Source organism: Mycobacteroides salmoniphilum (assembly GCF_004924335.1).
Taxonomy (GTDB): domain Bacteria; phylum Actinomycetota; class Actinomycetes; order Mycobacteriales; family Mycobacteriaceae; genus Mycobacterium; species Mycobacterium salmoniphilum.
In genome coordinates this window covers 1011590-1030990 of record NZ_CP024633.1, presented here as the reverse complement: position 1 = coordinate 1030990, position 19401 = coordinate 1011590, and the positions used below count along the sequence as shown (strand labels likewise).

The window sequence follows — 19401 nt, the reverse complement described above, 5'->3', positions numbered from 1 at the left end:
ACATGCCGAAGATGCGTTGTCTCACAACAGATCTACGGTCCACTCGCGAACTTCAGGCGATCCACAAGCAATGCACCCGCAAGCTTGCGGATCTGGGCCTGGATACGCTGACCACCGTCGAGGACATCCGCGCCCGGGCCAGTGAGCTCAGCGAGCGTGATATCCAGCTCGTGCCCTACGCGCTCTCCGGCAGCGGCGTGCACGGCCTGCTGGTCCGCACCGACGCCACCGACTACGTGGTGTACGACAGCGACACCACCACCATGCATCGCGAGCACATCATCCTGCACGAACTGAGCCATGTGATGTGCGGACACACTGGGGCAAGCAGCCGTGAACTGGCCGAAATCCTTTGCCGCGAAAGCTATTTGGATGACCAGGAAGTCGAGGCGGAGATGCTCGCCTCCATGATGGGGCAGCGCGTCAGCCCCGACAGCCACCGTCCCATCCCCGTCACCAACGCCAACCTCCGGCGCATCCTGGCATCACTCGTGCTGGAAGGCTCACCGGCGGCACCGTGACCTCAGTTTTTGAAGACTCCGCCGCGGCGTACTCGGTAGCGGCCGTCTTCAGCTTTGCCGCCGTGGTGATTGTCGCCGCCGCGATGCTGCGCTCTCGAGTCCGCCCACCCGCCTCGGTGGCACTGTTGTTGTCCTTCCTCTTCAAGGGAATTGCCGTCACCTTGGCGACTCCACCCTTGTACGAGAAGTTCGACAACTTGGTCGGCGTGCACAACATGGGCCGGCTCGTCTTGAACCTCTCGGGCGGGATGGCGTGGACCGCATGCGTCCTCACGGTCATCACCTTCTGGGGTGAATCCGGTCCGCGTGCGGTGCAGCGCGCACGGCTCTGGGTCGGCATGGCAGTAGCCATCGGCGGTGCACTGGTTCTCTGCTGGTTTGTGGCACCGACTTCCGAACTGCCACAGGACTTCTATGCCTCGCACGGCAACAAGCCCGCCTGGGTGCTCTACATGCTGATCTATCTGATCACCTACGGCCTGGGCGCACTCCTGATCACCGTCAAATGCCTGCAGTACGCCCGTTTTCATGATGTAGCCTGGCTGCGACGCAGCATGCTGCTCACCGCCGCCGGAGCAGCCATGTGCCTGTTGTTCTGCCTCATGCGGGCGCACTCGGCCATCTACGGCATGATCACCAACGACAGCTTCTCCTGGCAGCGTCTAGCCCCACTGGCCGCCACCATCGGGCAGATCCTCATCGTGGTAGGCCTTGCGGGACCGTCCTTCTCACAGCTGGTCACATCGGCGCGCCAACGCATCCAGGCTTACCGGCAGCACCGTCAACTCGAACCACTGTGGACTGCGCTGTACGAGGGCAACACCCAGATCGCGCTGGCACCGCCGCAGGCCTCAATCGGTGATCACAATTACCGGCTCTACCGCAGAATCGTGGAGATTCGTGACGGTCTGAGCGCCATCCGCCCCTACCTCACCGAGCACGCTTCCACCACGTCAGCAGCGCGCCAGGTTCATTCGGCCATCGAACAACAGCGCACCGCACCGCAGAACGACAAGACCTCCGGCACCAAGATCATCGGTGAACGTACGGGCGCCAATCGCAAGGAAGAACTGAGCTGGCTCCTGGACGTCGCCCGAGAGCTGCAGAAAATCAACCGCCAACACACGCCTGCGACGCCGGCGCCGGACTTGGTTTCGTCGTCGTACGGGCAGGCGAGCTCATAAACACCCGCACGATCTCGCGCACGGCGATGAACACCAGATAAGAGCCGAACACCAGCGCGAGCCATCGCGCGTTCAGGGCGAGCGCCAACAGCGCCCCGATGACGGTTCCCGGCAACGCGAATGCCGCCAACCGGAACCCGATCGGGGCGTCGGCGGTGCCCTGTCGCAAGTGGGTGGTCGACGCGACGAGCGCGTTGGGCAGCATCACCATCAACGAGGTGCCCTCCGCCACGTGCAGGTCGGAGCCGAACAGCACCAGCATCGCCGGAACCGTCAGTAGCCCACCACCCAGGCCCAGCGCGGCCGACCAGGCACCCACGACGAACCCGACCACCGCTCCGATCGCGACGACCGAGGGGGCATGGGACAACACGGCGTCGGGAAGCAACGCCTCACCGGCGGACGGGTCGATCCCCGCCGCACTCAACAGCAGTTTGAGCGCCGTCGCCAGCAGCACAAACACAAACAGCGCCTTGAGGATCCACTCCGGGATTCGCGCCACCAGCTTGGCTCCCACCACCGCACCGATCACCCCGCCGGCCATCAGTCCGGCGCCCGCCACCACGTCTACCTTGGCCCCGTGCAGCGCGTAGACGATGCTGCCCGCCACCGCGGCGGACACGTTCGGCAGCGTCGAGGTGCCGTGAATGACCGCCCGGCTCAACGTCGTTGCCCGTGCCAGCGCGGGCACGGTGATGACTCCGGTGCCACCACCCAGTAGGCCGCCCGACAGGCCACCGAACACACCAATGCGGGCCAGCGTCCCCAATCCAGGACGCTCGCTCATCCAGCCACCCGCAGCTTCTCGATATCGGAGAACTCGGACAAGCGGAAGAACGCCTCGGCGCGGTCCAGAATGCGCTCGCGCATCGTCACCGTCTGGCCGTGGTTGCAGCCGGCCAGCAGGGCAAAGTAGGCACGCGGCATCCGGACCGCCGCCTCCCGCGATTCGGCCAGCCGCATCGGATCCTCAGAACCCGCGAAAAATAGTGTGGGCGTCTCGATTTGAAGTAGGACCTCTTCGGCGACGCCCGGCTCGGCATCCCACTGTCGCAACAACGCCGCCAGCCCGCGCTGACCGAGCGCCTCGATGGTCGCCCGGAATCCCGACCCCATCTGCTGACCGCGGTGTGCCTCCCAGCCCGCGACAAAGGCCGCCAGCCCGGATTCTTCCACCACGCGAACGGCATTCGGGAAGATCAGCACGTCCACCGCCCCGCGTTGCGGCCGGTGCGAGGATCCCGCCACCACCAGCGAGGTGAGCCGCTCCGGGGCCGTGGCCGCGAGGGTGAGCCCGATGCGCCCGCCGAGCGAGTAGCCGATGTAGTGGGTCTGATGGATGCCCAGGTGATCCAGCACCGCGCAGACATCCCGCGCCGACGAGGCGATGGCGTATCCACCGGGGTGCTCGGGCTTCTCACTCGCGCCGTGCCCGCGCACGTCGATGGTGGTCACCCGGTACTGCTGAGACAGCTGCGCGATGTAACCGTGCTTGGACCACACCGCCGAGTTCTGCAGGCTGCCATGCACCAGCACCACGTCGGCGACACCGGGCCGGGCACGCCCATATGTCCGATAGGCGACCGCGGCACCATCCGGGTCGGGCCGTCGCACGAAACCTGTTTCCGAGACCCCAATTTCGCGTACGTCGGCGTTCGACAGCAATCCGGACATTAGGAATCCAAACCTTCCGCACGTCATCAAACATCTGCTGATCCGGGCTCGTGCGCGACGCTGCGCCTCTCAACTGACCGTTTACCAGACTTCAACTGCCCGTTATCTGGTCGTGTTGATATATCAACTGTCAGTTGATTTGGTTCACTTGTCAACCGGAGGAGGGGTAAGACTGTCAACTGTTACGCAGGTCACAGGGGCGCGTGTTAAGGCCCAGTTACTTGCGTAAGGACATCGCGATCCCGTCGAGGATGTCATGCTCGCTGACCACCAGCTCGGTGATCCCGGCGCGGCCGGACAATTCACGCGCCAATTCCTGGACGACGATGGATCCACCCCCGATGACATCGACACGCCCCTCGTGCATCGGCCCCAGGGCAGCCCGCTGCGCTCGGGGCATCGCGATCAACTCGGACGTCACCTCGGAAAGGCGCCCCAATGGCACCCGCGACAGATGGATCGCGGCCGGGTCATACGCGTCCAGCCGGTGCGCCAGCGCCGCGAGCGTGGTGAACGTACCCGCGACCCCCACCCACGTTCGCGCCTGCTCGACCGGCACCGCGTCGAATGTCCGCGCCAACTGCGCCCGCACCACCTCGCGTGCCGCCGCGATTTCGTCGGCGGTGGGCGGGTCGGAGTGCAGGCACCGTTCGGTGAGCCGCACACAACCGATGTCGGCCGAGAAGCTGGCCTTGACCCCGCCGGTATCACCGATCACCGTCTCGGTGGACCCACCGCCGAGGTCCACCACCACGTAGGGCCCGGCCGTCGAGTCCAGCTCCCCCACCGCGCCGGCGAACGACAGCGCGGCCTCCTCGGTGCCCGTGATGACCTCCGCCACGGCCCCCGGAACGACGAATCCGAGTAACTCGGCCGTCATCGCGAAAAATGTCTCGCGGTTCGAGACGTCACGCGCGGCCGAGGTGGCGACCATGCGAACCCGCCGCACCCCCAGGGAGTTCATCAATTCGGCATACGCCCCGAGCGCCACCCGGGTGCGCGCGATGGCCTCGGGCGCGAACTCGCCCGTCGCGTCGACACCCTGCCCCAGACGCACGATCCGCATCTCCCGATGCACGTCCGTCAACCGCCCGGAGTCGTCGATATCCGAGATCAGCAGACGGATCGAGTTGGTACCGCAATCCACGGCGCCCACCCGAACGGCCGTCACCACACCTCCGGCAGCACACCGGGCATGGTGCCCGTCAGCTCTCGAATTGCCTCATCCCCCAAGGGATTGACACCCGGGCCCATCGCGAGCGAATGCGCGATCAGCACGTGCAAGCACTTCACCCTGTCGGGCATGCCGCCGGCGGTGACCGCGGTGCCCAACGGCTCGATGGCATCACGCTCGGCCAGGTAACTCTCGTGCGCACGCAGATATGCGGCGGCCAGATCCTCGTCGTTGGCAAGGCGATCGGTCATATCGCGCATCAGCCCACCGGATTCCAGGCGGCTCGCCGCGGCCGTCAGAGCCGGATGCGTCAGGTAGTAGAGCGTCGGAAACGGCGTGCCGTCGGGCAGCCGCGGAGCGGTCTTCACCACGGCCGGCTCACCGTTGGGGCACCGGTAGGAGACCTCCAGCATTCCGCGCGGCGCGCGGCCCAATTGCCCGGTGACCGCAGCGATGTCGTCGTCGGAGATCACGGCAGCGGGGCCGGTGACGCCGGCGGCGCAGTCGGTACGGCCGTGGGAGAGTCGGCGATGTTGTGCCACAGGTTGGTGTACCACGGATTGCCGTTGTCCACCGGCCCCTGCCCCTGGGGCCGGGCGTCGACGGGGGTGTTGGGCAGCTGCACCTGGAACGGCACCTCGCCCGGCATGACGAACCCCAGCCGCTCGCGCGCCTGGGCCGCGATGTAGGCCGGATCCGCCAGCCGGCGCTTCTTATCCTCAAGCAAGGCAATCTGGCCGCGCAGTTGGGCTTCCGCGGCCGCGAGCTGATTCCGCTCTGCCTGCTGCGCGAAATAGGTGCGAACCGGACCGGCCACGGTCAGGGTCAGTGCACACACCACGGCCGCCAGGATGGCGGCGCGGCGCGCCGTGGAACCGAGGCGCTGCTCGGACTGATGCTCGGCGCTGCGTTCGATCGATGCGGCCACCGCGTCCGTGGTCCCGCCGGACTTGGAGGCCTTGGTGGATGCCGCCGGACCACTTCGGGCGGGTCCCCTGACGACCTTCTGCGCCGGCCGCTTCACCGGTGTCCGTTTACGGGCAGCCGGAGCTGGGCCACGCGACCTACCGGACGCGGGGCGGCGTTTGGATTCAGCCATAGCTCGGCCTCAGCCCGTCGGCTTGTCCGCTAGTCGGACGTCTCGATCGAGAAGCGCGGGAAGGCAAGGTCGCCCGCGAAGCGAGCGGCGTCCCCGAGCGTCTCTTCGATGCGCAGCAGCTGGTTGTATTTGGCCACCCGCTCGCTACGCGCCGGGGCGCCGGTCTTGATCTGACCGCTGCCCACCGCCACGGCCAGATCCGCGATGGTGGTGTCCTCGGTCTCGCCACTGCGGTGACTCATCATGGTCTTGTAGCCGCTGCTGTGCGCCAGTGTCACCGCGTCGAGCGTCTCGGTGAGGGTGCCGATCTGATTCACCTTGACCAGCAAGGCATTCGCGGCTCCCCGCTCGATGCCTTCTTCCAAGCGCTCGGGATTGGTGACAAACAGGTCGTCACCGACCAGCTGAACACGGTCACCGATCGCCGTGGTGAGCGCCACCCATCCATCCCAGTCGTCCTCGGACAGCGGGTCCTCGATGGACACCAGCGGGTAGGCGTCGAGCAGTTCGGCGTAGAACGCGCCCATCTGCTCGGCGGTGCGCTTCTCTTTCTCGAAGCTGTAACCATCTGCGGCGCTGTAGAACTCGGTGGCAGCGACATCCAGTGCCAGCGCCACGTCCGAGCCCAGCTTGAGGCCCGTCGCCTCGATCGCGATGCTGATCAGGTCCAGCGCGGCCCGAGTGCCGGCGACATCGGGCGCGAATCCACCCTCATCCCCAAGGCCGGTGGCCAGGCCCTGCTTCTTCAGCACGGACTTGAGCGAGTGGTAGACCTCGGTGCCCCAGCGCAGCGACTCCTTGAAGCTCGGCGCACCGATGGGCGCGACCATGAACTCCTGGACATCGACCCCGGTATCGGCGTGTGCGCCACCGTTGAGGATGTTCATCATCGGCACCGGCAAGATATGCGCGTTCGGGCCACCCAGATACCGGAACAGGGCCAGTCCGGCCGAGTCGGCAGCGGCCTTCGCGACGGCCAGCGAGACACCCAGGATGGCGTTGGCGCCGAGGCGTGACTTGTCCGGGGTGCCGTCAAGGTCGAGCAGAGCCTGATCGATGAGGCGCTGATCATCGGCGCTCTCACCGATGATGGCCGGGGCGATCTCGTCGAGCACGGCGTTCACCGCCTTGGTGACACCCTTACCGCCGTAGCGCGCGCCGCCGTCGCGCAGTTCGACGGCCTCATGCTCACCAGTGGAGGCACCTGAGGGGACGGCCGCCCGTGCGAACGTGCCATCGGTCAAGGCGACCTCGACTTCGACGGTCGGGTTGCCGCGTGAATCGAGGATTTCGCGTGCGCCTACCTGCTCAAGAATCGGCACTGTCTCTCCTTTTGGGATGCTGCGGTTCCGTCGTCGTACGTTGATGAGCCGCTTGGGCGAAGAACGTCGGGTACAGACTAGTGCTACAGCGTGCCGCCCTTGGCGTAGGCCGTGGCCCAATCCCGTACCTGCTCGGCGTAGACGTCCGACATGTTGTAGGCCCACAATGCCTTGATCCAGCCCTCGGTGGTACTCAGGTCACCGCCGCGCGAGCACAGGTACCCGGCCGCCGACAGCGCCGCATCGTCGATGTTGTCGGGGCTGGGCTCGCCCTCACCAGCGGCCCGGACGCCGTAGATACGCCAGGTCTCGGGGATGAACTGCATGGGTCCCATCGCGCGATCCTGGTTCGCGTCGCCGTCCAACACGCCCTTATCCGTGTCGGGAAGCCGCAGGTTTCCGTTGGATCCGTCCAGGCGCACCCCACGGATCGGCGGCAGTGCGTCACCGTTGGGCTGCAGCTGCGCACCGTGGTACGTGCCGTTGTGGCTCTCGACAGTGCCAATTCCGGCCAGCGTCGTCCAGGCGATCTTGCACCGCGGGTTCTCCTGCTCGGCAACCTTGGCCGCGTAGGCGTACGCCTCCAGCGCGATGACGGGGATTCCCGTCTTCTGGGCGCGTGGCGTCGACCATTCACGCAGCTGGTCGGCAGGACGCCCCTGGATGTGCGCGGGCGGCGTCGCGATGTTGGGCACCGGATCCCCGGTGGGCGGCGGCACCCCCTGCGGTAGCGGCGAGCGTCCGCCCAACTGCCAGGAACAGCCCGCTGCCAGCAGAAACATCGACATGGAGACGACGAGCACAATCCGCACTAAGCGCGCCGACAGGGAGCGCACGGCGAGGGACGACACGACGGAACTCCTAGACGGTGCGATGGATTGCCCCCCATCGTTGCACGCCCTGGACACACACGAACGCAGCCGATGCGGTGCCATCGCTCGACAGCGGTCGATTCAGGTAAGGTCAGCCGCACCTTGGCAAGCGTTGGCTAGCCAAAGTCACATGAACGAAAAGGACCCTGGACATGGGCAGTATCGGCGTCCTAGCCGACGGGCCGACAAGCTTCTCGCAATACTTCAGCAGCGGCCTCATCGGCCTGCGCGAAGGGCTCGAATGCGGGATCGTCGTAATGATCCTGGTGGCGTTCCTGGTGAAGTCGAACCGCCGCGATGCCCTGCGATGGGTATGGCTGGGTGTGGCCGGTGCGATCGCGCTGACCTTGCTCATCTTCGTGACGATCCATTTCGGCAGTAACACCATCAGCGACCTCGGCGCCGAAGCGATCGCCGGGGTGGCCTCGCTGATCGCGGTGGCCATCGTGACGACCATGGTGCTGTGGATGCGCACCGCGGCGGCCAGCATCGCCGGCGAACTGCGCCACGGTATGGCCCAGGCGTTGGAAACGGGCTCGTTGGCGATCCTGACCGTCGCATTCCTCTCGGTCGGCCGTGAGGGTGTTGAGACCGCACTGTTCATGGTCGGGTATGCCAAGGCCGGAACCGCCTGGCCCCTAGCCGGACTCGTTACCGGAGTCGCCGCCGCGGCCGCGTTGTCCTACGGCATGTACCGCGGCGCGATCAAGATCAACTTGAGCAAGTTCTTCAAGTACACCGGGGCCTTTCTGGTGGTGGTGGCCGCCGGCATCCTGTCCTACGGCATCGGCGCCCTTCAGACGGTCGGATGGCTTCCGGGTCTGTCCCACAAGGCTTTTGACATCACCGACTGGTTCGACTGGAGCGCCTGGTACGGCGAACTGCTGCGCGGGATCTTCAACGTGACACCGACCCCGACGGTGCTACAACTCACGGGCTGGATCGCCTACCTGGTGATCGTGCTCGGCCTTTTCCTGCGACCGGTGACCTTGCCGCCCAAAGAAAAACCCCAAGAAATCAACACCACTGAACCCCAACCTGAGAGGACCGCTGGATGAGACTGTCGCTCGCCTTTGCGTCCACCGCACTTGCGGTGGCCACCGGTACAACCCTGGCGGCCTGCACCCCCAAGGAACCCACGGAGGGTGGTGCCGCCGGTGCCGGTCAGCAGATCACCGTGACCGCCACCGACACCGGCTGCGAGGTCTCCAAGACCGAGGCCACCACGGGCCCCGTCACTTTCCAGGTGACCAACAACGGGTCAAAGGTCACCGAGTTCTACGTGTACGACAAGGGCGACCGCGCGCTCGGTGAGGTCGAGAACATCGGCTCGGGCATCAACCGCAAGCTCATCGTGCAGTTCACCGAGCCCGGTACCTACCAGACCGCGTGCAAGCCGGGCATGATCGGCGACGGCATCCGCGGCGACTTCAAGATCACCGGAGCCGCGGTGAAGCTGGACGCCGAGGGCAAGTTCAAGGACGCCACCGACCGCTACCGCGGCTACGTGATCAGCCAGGTGGACGCCCTCAGTGAATCCGCCGCCAAGTTCGTCGACGCGGTCAAGGCCAAGGACATTGCCTCCGCCAAGGCGCAGTACCCGACCAGCCGGGTGTACTACGAGCGGATCGAGCCCGTCGCCGAGGCCTTCCCCAACGACCTTGACCCGCGAATCGACTTGCGCGAGGCCGATCTTCAGCCCGGCGAGAAGTGGACCGGTTATCACCGGCTGGAGAAGGATCTGTGGGTGACAGGCCTACAGCCGGATACCGACGCCATCGCCGATCAGCTGCTCAAGGACATCAAGGAACTCTCGGACGGCGTGCGCGCCAAGGACTTCGACATCAACACCACCAAGATCGCCGGCGGAGCGCAGACTCTGCTCGACGAGGTGGCCAGGACGAAGATCTCCGGCGAGGAAGAGACTTTCAGTCACACCGACCTGTGGGACTTCCAGGCCAACGTCGATGGCTCGCAGAACGCGATCGCTACCGTGCGGCCGATCCTCGATGAGCGCAAACCCGAACTGGGACAGGCGATCGACAAGCGGTTCAAGGAAGTCGACACACTACTGGGCAAGTACCGCAAGGGTGACGGATTCGTCTTGTACGACACCGTAACCCAGGATCAACGCATCGAGCTGGCGCATGCCATCGACGCGTTGTCCAAGGAGGTCAGCGAGGTACAAGGTGTCATCGCCGGACGGTAGCGGTTTCAACCGCCGCAAGCTGCTGGGCGCGGCGGGGGTCACCGCCGCCGTCGCCGGGGCAGCGGGCGCGGGGGTGCTGGGCGGTCGGGCGAGCGCGGCCAGCACCGGGCCGGTCAACGTCAGAGTCCCGTTCCGGGGCGATCACCAGGCCGGAGTCACCACCCCGGCCCAGAACCGGATGCATTTCTGCGCCTTCGACGTGATGCCCAACGCCACCCGCGGCGAGGTGCAGGCCATGCTGCGCCAGTGGACCGATATGGCCGAGCGGATGTCCCAGGGCCAGGAGACCACACCCGGCGGTGCGGTAGACGGCAATCCCTATGCCCCACCGACGGATACGGGCGAGGCACTGGACCTGGCTGCCTCCGCGCTGACCCTGACGATCGGCTTCGGCCCGTCCTTCTTCCGCAAGGACGGAGTGGACCGATTCGGCATCGCCGATAAGCTGCCGCCCCCGTTGCAGGAGCTGCCCAAGTTCCGTAACGAGAAGCTGGACCCCGCCCGTTGCGGCGGCGATATCTGTATTCAGGCCTGCGCCGACGACCCGCAAGTCGCGGTGCATGCCATCCGCAACCTGGCCCGGGTGGGCTTTGGAACCGTCGCGGTCAAGTGGTCGCAGCTGGGATTCGGCCGCACCTCCTCGACCAGCCGGTCGCAGGTGACGCCGCGAAACCTGTTCGGGTTCAAGGACGGAACCCGCAATATCAAGGCCGAAGACACCGGAAAGGTCGAGACCAGTGTCTGGGTGGCCAAGGGTGACAACCCTGAATGGATGACGGGCGGCACCTACCTGGTGGCACGGCGCATCCGGATGCTGATCGAGAGCTGGGACCGCACCGTACTCAACGAGCAGGAACGAGTCATCGGTCGCGCCAAGGGATCCGGCGCGCCCATTGGTCAGACCGACGAGTTCGCGACCATCGACTTCAGCGGTAAGAAATCCGACGGGGAACCGCTGCTCGACGTGGACGCGCACGTGCGACTGGCTTCTGCCGAGGAATTGGGCGGTATCGAGATCTTGCGCCGCGGTTACAACTTCACCGACGGGTCGGACGGCTTCGGACATCTGGATGCTGGGCTGTTCTTCATCGCCTTTGTGCGCAATCCACAGAGCCAGTTCATCCCGATGCAGCGCAAGCTCGCCACCGAGGACGCCCTCAACGAATACATCCTGCATACCGGATCGGCCCTCTTCGCCTGCCCGCCGGGACTGGGCCCCAAGGAGTATTGGGGTCAGGCGCTCTTCGGCTAACTGAGCAGGGCCTTTCCATACCAGTCGTTCTCATCGGCAACACCGGGCAGCGCGAAGAAGTACCCGCCGCCGAAGGGCTGTACGTAGTCGACGAGCGGCTCATCGTTCAATCGGTTCTGCACGGTTTCGAACTGGCGCTCCAGATCTTGCTGGAAGCAGACGAACACATGGCCTGACTGCATGTTCCCGTTCACGTCCACGCCCAGGTCGTAGTTATAGGAACGCCGCACCAACCGCTGGTTATCCGTTTCCGTGGTGCGCGGGTTGGCCAGCCTGATGTGCGCATCGAGCGGAATCGTCTGTCCCTCCGCATCTACCGCGTAGTCAGGGGTATCGAATTCGTTGTTCCCGTCCAGCGGTGCGCCGCTATCGCGCCGGCGGCCGAACATACGCTCCTGTTCATTGATGGAGACACGGTCCCAGAACTCCACGAGCATCCGGATAAGGCGCACCACCATGTAGGTGCCATTCGCCGTCCAGGCCGGCTCACCCTCGCTCACCCAGATCAGCTTCTCGGCATCGTTGGAGACCGGGTTGGCGGTGCCGTCCTTGAAGCCCAACAGATTGCGGCCCGTTCCCGACGGGCGCGGCGGCGAGTTGTATCCCTCAATCCGCCAACGCATCTGCAGATCGCCCCGCACAGCACGGGTGATGTCCCGCAGTGCGTGGTGCACCGTGTCGGGATTGTGGGCACACAGCTGGACCAGCAGATCGCCGTGCGACCATGCCGCCTCGGGAAAGTCGTTGGGAAACAACGTCATTGGTTTCAGTTTGGCAGGCTTACGATCGGCCAGGCCGAATCTGGTATCGAACAGGCTCGCCCCGACAGCAACCGTTACGGTGAGGCCATCCGCCTCGACCACAGGCCCGACCACCTCGCTGTCCGCGGGCGGTTGCCCCACACCCAGCTCGGGCGGGGTGCCGCCAGTACACAGGAACCGCGCACGCTCGGTCAGCTTCCTGAAGGCCCCAGCTAGCGCATCCCTGTTCTTTGATGTCACGTCGAAAGCTACGTGGCAGGCGAAATTCTGCTTCTCGGCGGGAACCGGGGTGAGGATTCCCGATTGCGTGGCCCCGTGGAAGGGGTATCGGTTCGGGGGCACGGCTACTGCGGCCGCGTTCGCATCGACCTCGGCACCGTGCGCGAGCACCGCACCCGTGACCGCGGTGCCGGCGGCACCGATGGCGGCGCCGCGTAGGAAATTCCTGCGGTTGACATCCATATTGCGCGGCTCCTTGGTCAACGGCTCGGTGGGAGTTCGATGAGTAGCGGTACCGAGGCGAGCGTCTCAAGCACTTGCCCCAGCGCGGCATCCACCGCCTGGCGGCCAGCCAGCGGCACCTGGGCAAGCGGTCGCCAGTGACCGCCTTGCTGCGTTGCCTTGAGTGCCGCATCAAGAATATCGAGCTGGGAATTGCTTTCTCCCAACAATTTTGAGTCACGCACAGTGATCAGCGCGGAGAACTGACCCAGCACCGCACGCGTGGCTTCGACCGCGGCCGCCGCCTCCGGATACTCTGTCCCCGCCCCCTGGTTCGTGAAGCCCATGAGCTGGAATCGCAAGGTGTCCTCGAGGATTTCGTGTGGGCGTTTCGTCTGATCGGCCGGTTCGGTCATCACGTCCGCCAGATGCGCGCGCAGCGTGTCGATAGTGGTCACCAATTCGTCTGCCACCGGCACCAACACCGACGCGGGCTGCCCATGCCACAGCCCGTACTCCAGGCGGCGCAGCCCCGTGAAACCGGGATCGTTCACCCCTTCTGGGAGCCCATGCGGCAGACCGGCAATGGCATCCCCATAGTCCTTGAAACTGCCATACGCCGCACCGATCCGATTCCATGTCAGAATCGCCGGCACCCAATCGTTTCTGGCCGCATCGATCCTGCCGGAGACCAGGTCGGCACGAAGTCGCTGTGCCTGCGTGCCCAGCACGGCCAGGAGGTTGTCGGCGTAACGCTGGTAGGCCTCCATGGGCGGCTTAAGGTCGTCCGCGGTCACCCTGACGACAGGCCGGGGCGCACCAGGGACGGCGTTCCCACTGACCTGCAGGGCCGCTGAATACCTGGCAGGTTCCCCGGCCATCAGGCACGCGAACGTGTACGTCCCGTCAGAGAGCGTTGCGGTGATGGTGGCGCTGGTCGACGGACCGAGAGTTTCGATCTCGGCCACCACGCCGTTGTTGCCGTCCACCAGGTTGATCTCACCGGTCTTGCCCGATCTGTTCACGACAGAGAATGTCTGCACTCCGGTGCCGGCGGATTTCCAGCCCTCTGCGCACCCGGTGGCAGTCACCGTCACCTGGGTACCAGCGTCACGCTTGGCGGACGGGAGGATCCCGATGACCCCGGCCGCCGCGAGTACGGGCACCACCACGATCGCCGCGGCAACCGCGAGCGGGCGTTGACCGATCAGCCGGGCGAAGGCCGACGGTTCGCCGTCCGGCTCGGGCGCGCCAGTGGGCGAATGGTTTTCGCGCGATACCCGCAAAAACGGGGGTATCACCAGCATCAAGTATCCAGCCCAGGCCACCGCCTGCAGCACGGTCATCCGCGGGGTGAGCTGAGTGATGCCGGTGACGATGGTGGCCCACCAGGAGTCCGCCGAAATGCGTTGGCTCAGGTCGAATGCGTACCAGGTCCGCCCGGGCAGCCAGCCTGCGGTCTGCAGGTCGCCAATCCCGTACGCAAGGATCCCCGCGGCGATCACAATGAGCACCACCGCCGTACGCGTGAAGAACACTTTGAGGTTGAGCTTGACCGCGCGGCGATACAGCAGCCAGCACAGTGCCACCGCGATCGCCAGCCCGATGGCACCGCCGATCACCGGTCCCGTGGTCTCCCCCGCCGCCTTGGCCGCGGTCCAGAAGAACAGTGTCGTCTCTAATCCCTCGCGGGCGACAGCCAAGAACGCCGTCAGGGCCAGCGCACCTGCTCCGAGGACGAGGGCGTGCTCCACCTTGCCCGACAGCTCGCCGGACAGGCTGGCCGCGGTGCGCGACATCCAGAAGATCATCGCGGTGACCAATCCGACGGCAAGGACGCTCAGCACGCCGCCCAGCACGTCCTGACCATGTGCACCGAGCGAGCTGGTCGTGGAGGTGAGCACTGCCGCGAAGCTGACCGACACGGAGAGTGCACCGAGCACGCCCAGCCACACCGGGGCGGTGGCCCGGCGCCCGTCGGCCGCCAGCGGTGAACGATGGACAGCGGCAAGCAGAATGCTCACCACAAGCCCCGCCTCGAGGCCCTCTCGCAGGCCTATCAGCAGATTGGGAACCGCATCCGATAAGACCACATAGATAAGGTATGGCGTACCTAAATACTGTGCAAATGCTGTGCGGACCATAGTCCCGCGATGCCGGGCCCAAAGGCCCGCTCCGCGCCGACATAACTACCGTCTAGGTCTGGACCGGCTCCGTGCCGGCGTCATCGGCAGGCCGCTCATCCGGATTCCGCAGCCAATGTTTGCGCCATTCCTGGCCGTCCACACCACGCAGGTCGGCGCTGGCCAATCCCGCGGCGACATCCTCACCGCGCCGCCCCGCCAGAATGTCTTTCTCGGCGCGGCGCACCGTATCCATGAACTCCAAAACATCTGCACGCAACTGGTTCTCGGCGTCACCGTCGAGTTCGATGGTCACCGACAGCAGCTGTGCCGGGATGAGCTCCTTGGGCAGCCCCGCGGCTATCACTCTGCCCAGCACCTTTTGGGTGAGCGCAAGCGCGGGCTGGCTGCTGGACACACCGTCCAGGCACGAGTCGCGATCCTTCTCCTGCGCCTTGCGCTCTTCCCATTGCGCCAGTTGCTCTTCCAGCGAGATCGAGCTGGAATCTCCACCGGCACCAAGTATTACCGGAATGCGGTTACCCAACTTGTTCAGCAGCGCCTCGGCGACGTCGTCGATGTTGAACGGATGCTCCGGGGCGTCTTCCGCGATGCGGGCGTGGAAGAGCACCTGAAGCAGCACATCTCCCAGCTCTTCGCGAAGCTCGTCCACGTCACCGGTGCGCACGGCATCGAACAGCTCGTAGGTCTCTTCCAGTAAGTACCGGCGCAGGGAGTCGTGGGTCTGGGTGCTCTCCCACGGACCGTTGGTCCGCAGCCGGTCCATCACCGCCACCGCGTCGATGAGCTTCTCGCCCTGTCGCGCCGGCGGCGCGATGACCCTGGCCCCTGCCTCGATCCGCGCCTTCACTTCCGGATGGTCGCGGTCCGAGGACAACAGCGCGGGGGCATCCTCGCCGATGTACACCGGACGCGCGGTCGACAGCGTCCACGCCAGCCGGACCGGAAGCTCCTCGGTGTACTGCAGATCGCCGGCGAGCAAACCAACCGCCTCCACCGGGACCATCGACGGATGACGCGGGTCCACAAGGATGACGGTCATTTGCTCACCTCCACTCGTGTTATATCAACACTGCCCGCGGGACGCCCCGACAATGCCAGCAGCAGATCAACAATCATATGCACGAGCTCCAGGTCACGGATCCGCTCCGAGCCCACACCCCCGTCGCCGGCGCGCGGAATGGGAACCTGGACAACGGAAGTCGTCGCACGATATTGAGCCGCCGGGTGTAAACGTTTGAGCCTCAATTGCGCCGAATCCAGCAGTGGTAGCGGCTGTATTCGGATATTGGTGCCGGCTACCGACAGATCGGTGATTTCCATCTCGCGGCACAGCAACCGCAACGAGGCCACGGCGACCAGTCGCTGCACCGGAAGCGGCAGCGGCCCGTAGCGGTCCAGGAGCTCTTCCACGGCCGCATTGATCTGCGCGGCGTCCCCGGCCGCCGCCAGCCTGCGGTACGCCTCGAGGCGCAACCGATCGCTGCCGATGTAGTCCGTGGGCAGATGCGCGTCGACAGGAAGATCGATACGCACCTCCTTGGGCTCCTCCGCGGTCTGCACCGTCTTCCCGTCGGCGGCCGCGCGGTATGCCTCGACGGCCTCGCCGACAAGCCGGACGTAGAGATCGAAACCCACCCCGGCGACGTGACCGGATTGCTCGACACCGAGCACGTTGCCCGCACCACGAATCTCCAGGTCCTTCATGGCCACGGCCATACCGGCGCCCAGATCGTTGTTCTGCGCGATAGTCGAGAGCCTGTCGTACGCGGTCTCGGTCAGCGGCACCTCGGGCGAATACAAGAAGTACGCATATCCGCGTTCGCGGCTGCGACCGACGCGACCACGCAGCTGATGCAGTTGCGACAGCCCGAAGATATCGGCCCGCTCCACGATCAACGTGTTGGCGTTGGAGATGTCCAGCCCCGTCTCGATGATGGTGGTGCACACCAGGATGTCGTACTCCCGGTTCCAGAACCCCTCGACGGTGCGCTCCAGCAGTTCCTCGGGCATCTGACCGTGCGCCACCACAACTCTGGCCTCCGGCACCAGCTCACGCAGCCGGGCGGCGGCCCTGTCGATGGTGCTCACCCTGTTATGCACGTAGAACGCCTGCCCGTCGCGCAGCAGCTCGCGGCGCAGTGCCGCCGCCACCTGCTTGTCGTCATGCGGGCCCACGTACGTCAAGACCGGGTAGCGCTCCTCCGGTGGAGTGAGAATCGTTGACATCTCCCGGATGCCGGCCAGGCTCATCTCCAGCGTGCGCGGAATCGGCGTCGCACTCATCGTGAGAACGTCCACATGGGTGCGCAGCGCCTTGATGTGTTCCTTGTGTTCGACGCCGAAGCGCTGCTCCTCGTCGACGACCACCAGACCGAGGTCCTTCCATCGCACGGCCGTCTGCAGCAGACGATGGGTGCCGATCACGATATCGACTGAGCCGTCGGCCATTCCCTCGATGACCAGCTTCGAGGTGGCGGGATCGGTAAAGCGGGACAAGCCCGCCACCTTCACCGGAAACCCCGCGGTGCGATCGGTGAAGGTCTGCAGGTGCTGGTCTGCCAACAGTGTCGTGGGCACCAACACCGCGACCTGCTTGCCGTCCTGGACGGCCTTGAACGCGGCGCGCACCGCGATCTCGGTCTTGCCGTAGCCCACGTCGCCGCACACCACCCGGTCCATCGGGACCGGTTTCTCCATATCGGATTTCACCTCGGTGATGGCGGTCAGCTGATCGACGGTCTCGACGAAGCCGAAGGCGTCTTCCATCTCCCGCTGCCACGGAGTGTCCGGCGCGAAAGCGTGCCCGGGTGCGGCCTGTCGCGCCGCGTACAGTGCGACGAGCTCACCGGCGATCTCACGAACAGCCTTGCGCGCCTTGGTCTTCGTGTTAGTCCAGTCGCTACCCCCGAGGCGGCTCAGGCCGGGGGACTCACCACCCACGTACCGGGACAACTGATCGAGGGAATCCATTGGCACATACAGGCGATCGCTCTGCCCACCGGCGGCGGCTCCGCGCTTGCTCGACCCGTACTCCAGCACCAGGTACTCCCGACGGGCTCCGCCGACGGTGCGTTCCACCATCTCGACAAATCGCCCGATGCCGTGCTGATCGTGTACCACGAGATCGCCGGCACTGAGGGCCAGCGGGTCAACCTGGTTGCGACGCTTGGCCGGTAACCGCTTGCCATCGGTGGCCGCCACCCGACTGCCGGTCAGGTCGGTCTCGGTGACGATGACGATGTTGGCCCCCGGCAGCACCGCACCGTCGGTGAGGTGACCGCGCAACACTCCGACCACACCCTCGGCGGGCTCGGCTCCGGGCTCCAGCAGTGTTGCCGGCGTTTCCGTTTCGGCCAGCTGCTCGATGATCCGGTGGGTGGTGCCCGCACCGGCGGCCACCACGGCCGCCCGTCCACCCGTCATCACATGGGCGCGCAGCATCGCGAAAATCTCCGCGGCGCCCTCCTTGTGACCGCGCGAGGATGGCGACTGACGCACCGCGAGCTCAACAGACCGGTCATCACCCATACTCAGCGGGCTCAGCGACCACCAGGGATGTCCGGCCTCATCGGCGGTGTGCTTGACGTCGTCCAGCTCCCTGAACCCCGAATCGGCCAGCGCGGCAATATCGATCGGCGCATCGGCGCCGATCGCGGCGACCGACCAGGAGGCCTCCAGGAACTCACGGCCGGTGCGTTCCAGGTCCGCCGATCGGGTGCGCACCTTCTCGGGATCGCAGACCAACACGGGGGCGTTATCAGGTAGATGGTCGACCAGCATGGTGAGCTCACCCGAATGCAGCACGGGCAGCAGCGATTCCATGCCGTCGACGCAGATGCCATCCGCCAGCTTGGCCAGCATCTCCCCCACGCCGGTCCCGATCCGGTGCTCATCGGGCACCTCTGCGGAGGCACTGGCCACCGCGGCAAGCTCGGCGGCACGAGCACGCACCTGCGCGGTGAGCAGCAGTTCGCGACAAGGCATCGCGAGCACGGAGGTGACCTCCAGCTCGGGGATCGATCGCTGGTCGGCAACCGAGAAGTAGCGCATCTCGCTGACCTCGTCGCCCCAGAACTCGACACGCACCGGATGGTCCGCGGTGGGGCTGAAGACATCGAGAATGCCGCCGCGCACCGCGAACTCACCGCGGCCCGCCACCATGTCCACCCGGGTGTAGGCAAGCTCGACCAGCCGGGAGATCAGTCCGTCGAATTCCGACTCGGCACCGACCGTGAGCTCCACGGGCTCCAGATCGAACAGCCCGGGAGACATCGGCTGCAACAGCGATCGAATCGTGGTGACCGCGACCCGCAGCGGTGGCCCCATCCGGGAATCCTCCGGATGGGCGAGCCGGTGCAGCACCTGCAGCCGTGCACCCACGGTGTCGACACCGGGCGACAACCGTTCATGGGGAAGCGTCTCCCAGGACGGCAACAGCGTCACCGCATCGCCGTATACATCGCGCAGCTCGGCGACGAGGTCTTGCGCCTCCCGGGTGGTGGCCGTCACAACCAAGACGGGCGCATCGCTCGCGTCGGCGATACCGGTCACCACGAAGGCACGGGCACACGACGGTGCGGTCAGATCAAGGCCGGTCTTGGCGGCGATGGCCGGGGCGAGAACATCGAATGCGGGATCCCGCAAGGCTGTCCGGATCACCCCGGCGAGAGGCGGGGCAGTCACAGTCATGGTGATGTCATTCTACGGCGCCCAGATCTCGCCAAAATCGGGCCCATCACCGTCAA

The 19401-nt window shown here is 65.7% G+C and carries 16 protein-coding genes; 5 read left to right on the top strand and 11 right to left on the bottom strand.

Features of this window, described 5'->3' with window-relative positions; genetic code table 11:
* The first annotated feature begins 2 nt into the window (after positions 1–2).
* Both DSM43276_RS05125 and DSM43276_RS05120 read left to right on the top strand, forming a co-directional pair.
* Positions 3–521 carry an ImmA/IrrE family metallo-endopeptidase gene (locus DSM43276_RS05125; protein WP_078325088.1) on the top strand — a complete coding sequence of 173 codons (519 nt, stop codon included), beginning with the start codon at positions 3–5 and terminating at the stop codon, positions 519–521.
* Positions 518–1705 carry an MAB_1171c family putative transporter gene (locus DSM43276_RS05120; RefSeq protein WP_078329383.1) on the top strand — a complete coding sequence of 396 codons (1188 nt, stop codon included), beginning with the start codon at positions 518–520 and terminating at the stop codon, positions 1703–1705. Before DSM43276_RS05125 ends, DSM43276_RS05120 begins: the two co-directional genes overlap by 4 nt.
* Here DSM43276_RS05120 and DSM43276_RS05115 read toward each other — a convergent pair.
* The 7 genes from DSM43276_RS05115 to DSM43276_RS05085 all read right to left on the bottom strand — a co-directional run bounded on the left by DSM43276_RS05115 (position 1632) and on the right by DSM43276_RS05085 (position 7777).
* The gene (locus DSM43276_RS05115) at positions 1632–2492 is read right to left on the bottom strand and encodes a sulfite exporter TauE/SafE family protein (protein WP_078329382.1); all 861 of its coding nucleotides are present in this window, start codon (positions 2490–2492) and stop codon (positions 1632–1634) included. The genes DSM43276_RS05120 and DSM43276_RS05115 overlap by 74 nt on opposite strands.
* Entirely contained in the window at positions 2489–3379 is an 891-nt protein-coding gene (locus DSM43276_RS05110) for an alpha/beta fold hydrolase (RefSeq protein WP_078329381.1), read from the bottom strand. Before DSM43276_RS05110 ends, DSM43276_RS05115 begins: the two co-directional genes overlap by 4 nt.
* Before the next feature lie 217 nt (positions 3380–3596).
* Positions 3597–4553 carry a Ppx/GppA phosphatase family protein gene (locus tag DSM43276_RS05105; protein WP_272948611.1) on the bottom strand — a complete coding sequence of 319 codons (957 nt, stop codon included), beginning with the start codon at positions 4551–4553 and terminating at the stop codon, positions 3597–3599.
* Complete coding sequence (locus tag DSM43276_RS05100; protein WP_078329380.1) at positions 4547–5026, bottom strand: DUF501 domain-containing protein; 480 nt, start codon at positions 5024–5026, stop codon at positions 4547–4549. The genes DSM43276_RS05105 and DSM43276_RS05100 overlap by 7 nt, the downstream gene beginning before the upstream one ends.
* Positions 5023–5652, bottom strand: a complete 630-nt coding sequence (locus tag DSM43276_RS05095; RefSeq protein WP_109556054.1) for an FtsB family cell division protein — start codon at positions 5650–5652, stop codon at positions 5023–5025. Before DSM43276_RS05095 ends, DSM43276_RS05100 begins: the two co-directional genes overlap by 4 nt.
* A 29-nt stretch (positions 5653–5681) precedes the next feature.
* Complete coding sequence (gene eno / locus DSM43276_RS05090) at positions 5682–6974, bottom strand: phosphopyruvate hydratase (protein WP_078329378.1); 1293 nt, start codon at positions 6972–6974, stop codon at positions 5682–5684.
* An 83-nt stretch (positions 6975–7057) separates the two neighbouring features.
* Positions 7058–7777, bottom strand: a complete 720-nt coding sequence (locus tag DSM43276_RS05085) for a lytic transglycosylase domain-containing protein (protein ID WP_078329491.1) — start codon at positions 7775–7777, stop codon at positions 7058–7060.
* Positions 7778–7998: 221 nt separating this feature from the next.
* Here DSM43276_RS05085 and efeU (DSM43276_RS05080) point away from each other — a divergent pair, with 221 nt between their 5' ends.
* The 3 genes from efeU (DSM43276_RS05080) to efeB (DSM43276_RS05070) are packed head-to-tail and all read left to right on the top strand — an operon-like array spanning position 7999 to position 11307.
* Complete coding sequence (gene efeU, locus DSM43276_RS05080; protein ID WP_078329377.1) at positions 7999–8904, top strand: iron uptake transporter permease EfeU; 906 nt, start codon at positions 7999–8001, stop codon at positions 8902–8904.
* Positions 8901–10055 (top strand): iron uptake system protein EfeO, encoded by a 1155-nt coding sequence (gene efeO, locus DSM43276_RS05075; protein ID WP_078329376.1) that lies wholly within the window; start codon positions 8901–8903, stop codon positions 10053–10055. The genes efeU (DSM43276_RS05080) and efeO overlap by 4 nt, the downstream gene beginning before the upstream one ends.
* Positions 10036–11307: an iron uptake transporter deferrochelatase/peroxidase subunit gene (gene efeB / locus DSM43276_RS05070; protein WP_412458657.1), complete on the top strand. Its 1272-nt coding sequence runs from the start codon at positions 10036–10038 to the stop codon at positions 11305–11307. The genes efeO and efeB (DSM43276_RS05070) overlap by 20 nt, the downstream gene beginning before the upstream one ends.
* Here the strand turns inward: efeB (DSM43276_RS05070) and efeB (DSM43276_RS05065) are convergent.
* From efeB (DSM43276_RS05065) to mfd, 4 genes are all read right to left on the bottom strand, one after another.
* A complete protein-coding gene (gene efeB / locus DSM43276_RS05065) occupies positions 11304–12530 on the bottom strand; it encodes an iron uptake transporter deferrochelatase/peroxidase subunit (protein ID WP_078329490.1) in 1227 nt (408 codons plus the stop codon). The two genes, efeB (DSM43276_RS05070) and efeB (DSM43276_RS05065), sit on opposite strands and share 4 nt — an antisense overlap.
* A 17-nt stretch (positions 12531–12547) precedes the next feature.
* On the bottom strand, positions 12548–14602 hold the full coding sequence (gene efeU, locus DSM43276_RS05060; RefSeq protein ID WP_078329374.1) for an iron uptake transporter permease EfeU: 2055 nt from the start codon (positions 14600–14602) through the stop codon (positions 12548–12550).
* A gap of 103 nt (positions 14603–14705) precedes the next feature.
* Positions 14706–15695, bottom strand: coding sequence for a nucleoside triphosphate pyrophosphohydrolase (locus DSM43276_RS05055; RefSeq protein WP_078329373.1), 990 nt, complete (start codon positions 15693–15695; stop codon positions 14706–14708).
* A complete protein-coding gene (gene mfd, locus DSM43276_RS05050; RefSeq protein WP_078329372.1) occupies positions 15692–19345 on the bottom strand; it encodes a transcription-repair coupling factor in 3654 nt (1217 codons plus the stop codon). Before mfd ends, DSM43276_RS05055 begins: the two co-directional genes overlap by 4 nt.
* Positions 19346–19401 lie beyond the last annotated feature (56 nt).

Coding starts and splice junctions, on each gene's coding strand:
- DSM43276_RS05125 (WP_078325088.1), top strand. CDS start 3: ATGCCGAAGATGCGTTGTCTCACAACAGATCTACGGTCCACTCGCGAA.
- DSM43276_RS05115 (WP_078329382.1), bottom strand. CDS start 2,492: ATGAGCGAGCGTCCTGGATTGGGGACGCTGGCCCGCATTGGTGTGTTC.
- DSM43276_RS05110 (WP_078329381.1), bottom strand. CDS start 3,379: ATGTCCGGATTGCTGTCGAACGCCGACGTACGCGAAATTGGGGTCTCG.
- DSM43276_RS05095 (WP_109556054.1), bottom strand. CDS start 5,652: ATGGCTGAATCCAAACGCCGCCCCGCGTCCGGTAGGTCGCGTGGCCCA.
- efeU (WP_078329377.1), top strand. CDS start 7,999: ATGGGCAGTATCGGCGTCCTAGCCGACGGGCCGACAAGCTTCTCGCAA.
- efeO (WP_078329376.1), top strand. CDS start 8,901: ATGAGACTGTCGCTCGCCTTTGCGTCCACCGCACTTGCGGTGGCCACC.
- efeB (WP_078329490.1), bottom strand. CDS start 12,530: ATGGATGTCAACCGCAGGAATTTCCTACGCGGCGCCGCCATCGGTGCC.
- DSM43276_RS05055 (WP_078329373.1), bottom strand. CDS start 15,695: ATGACCGTCATCCTTGTGGACCCGCGTCATCCGTCGATGGTCCCGGTG.
- mfd (WP_078329372.1), bottom strand. CDS start 19,345: ATGACTGTGACTGCCCCGCCTCTCGCCGGGGTGATCCGGACAGCCTTG.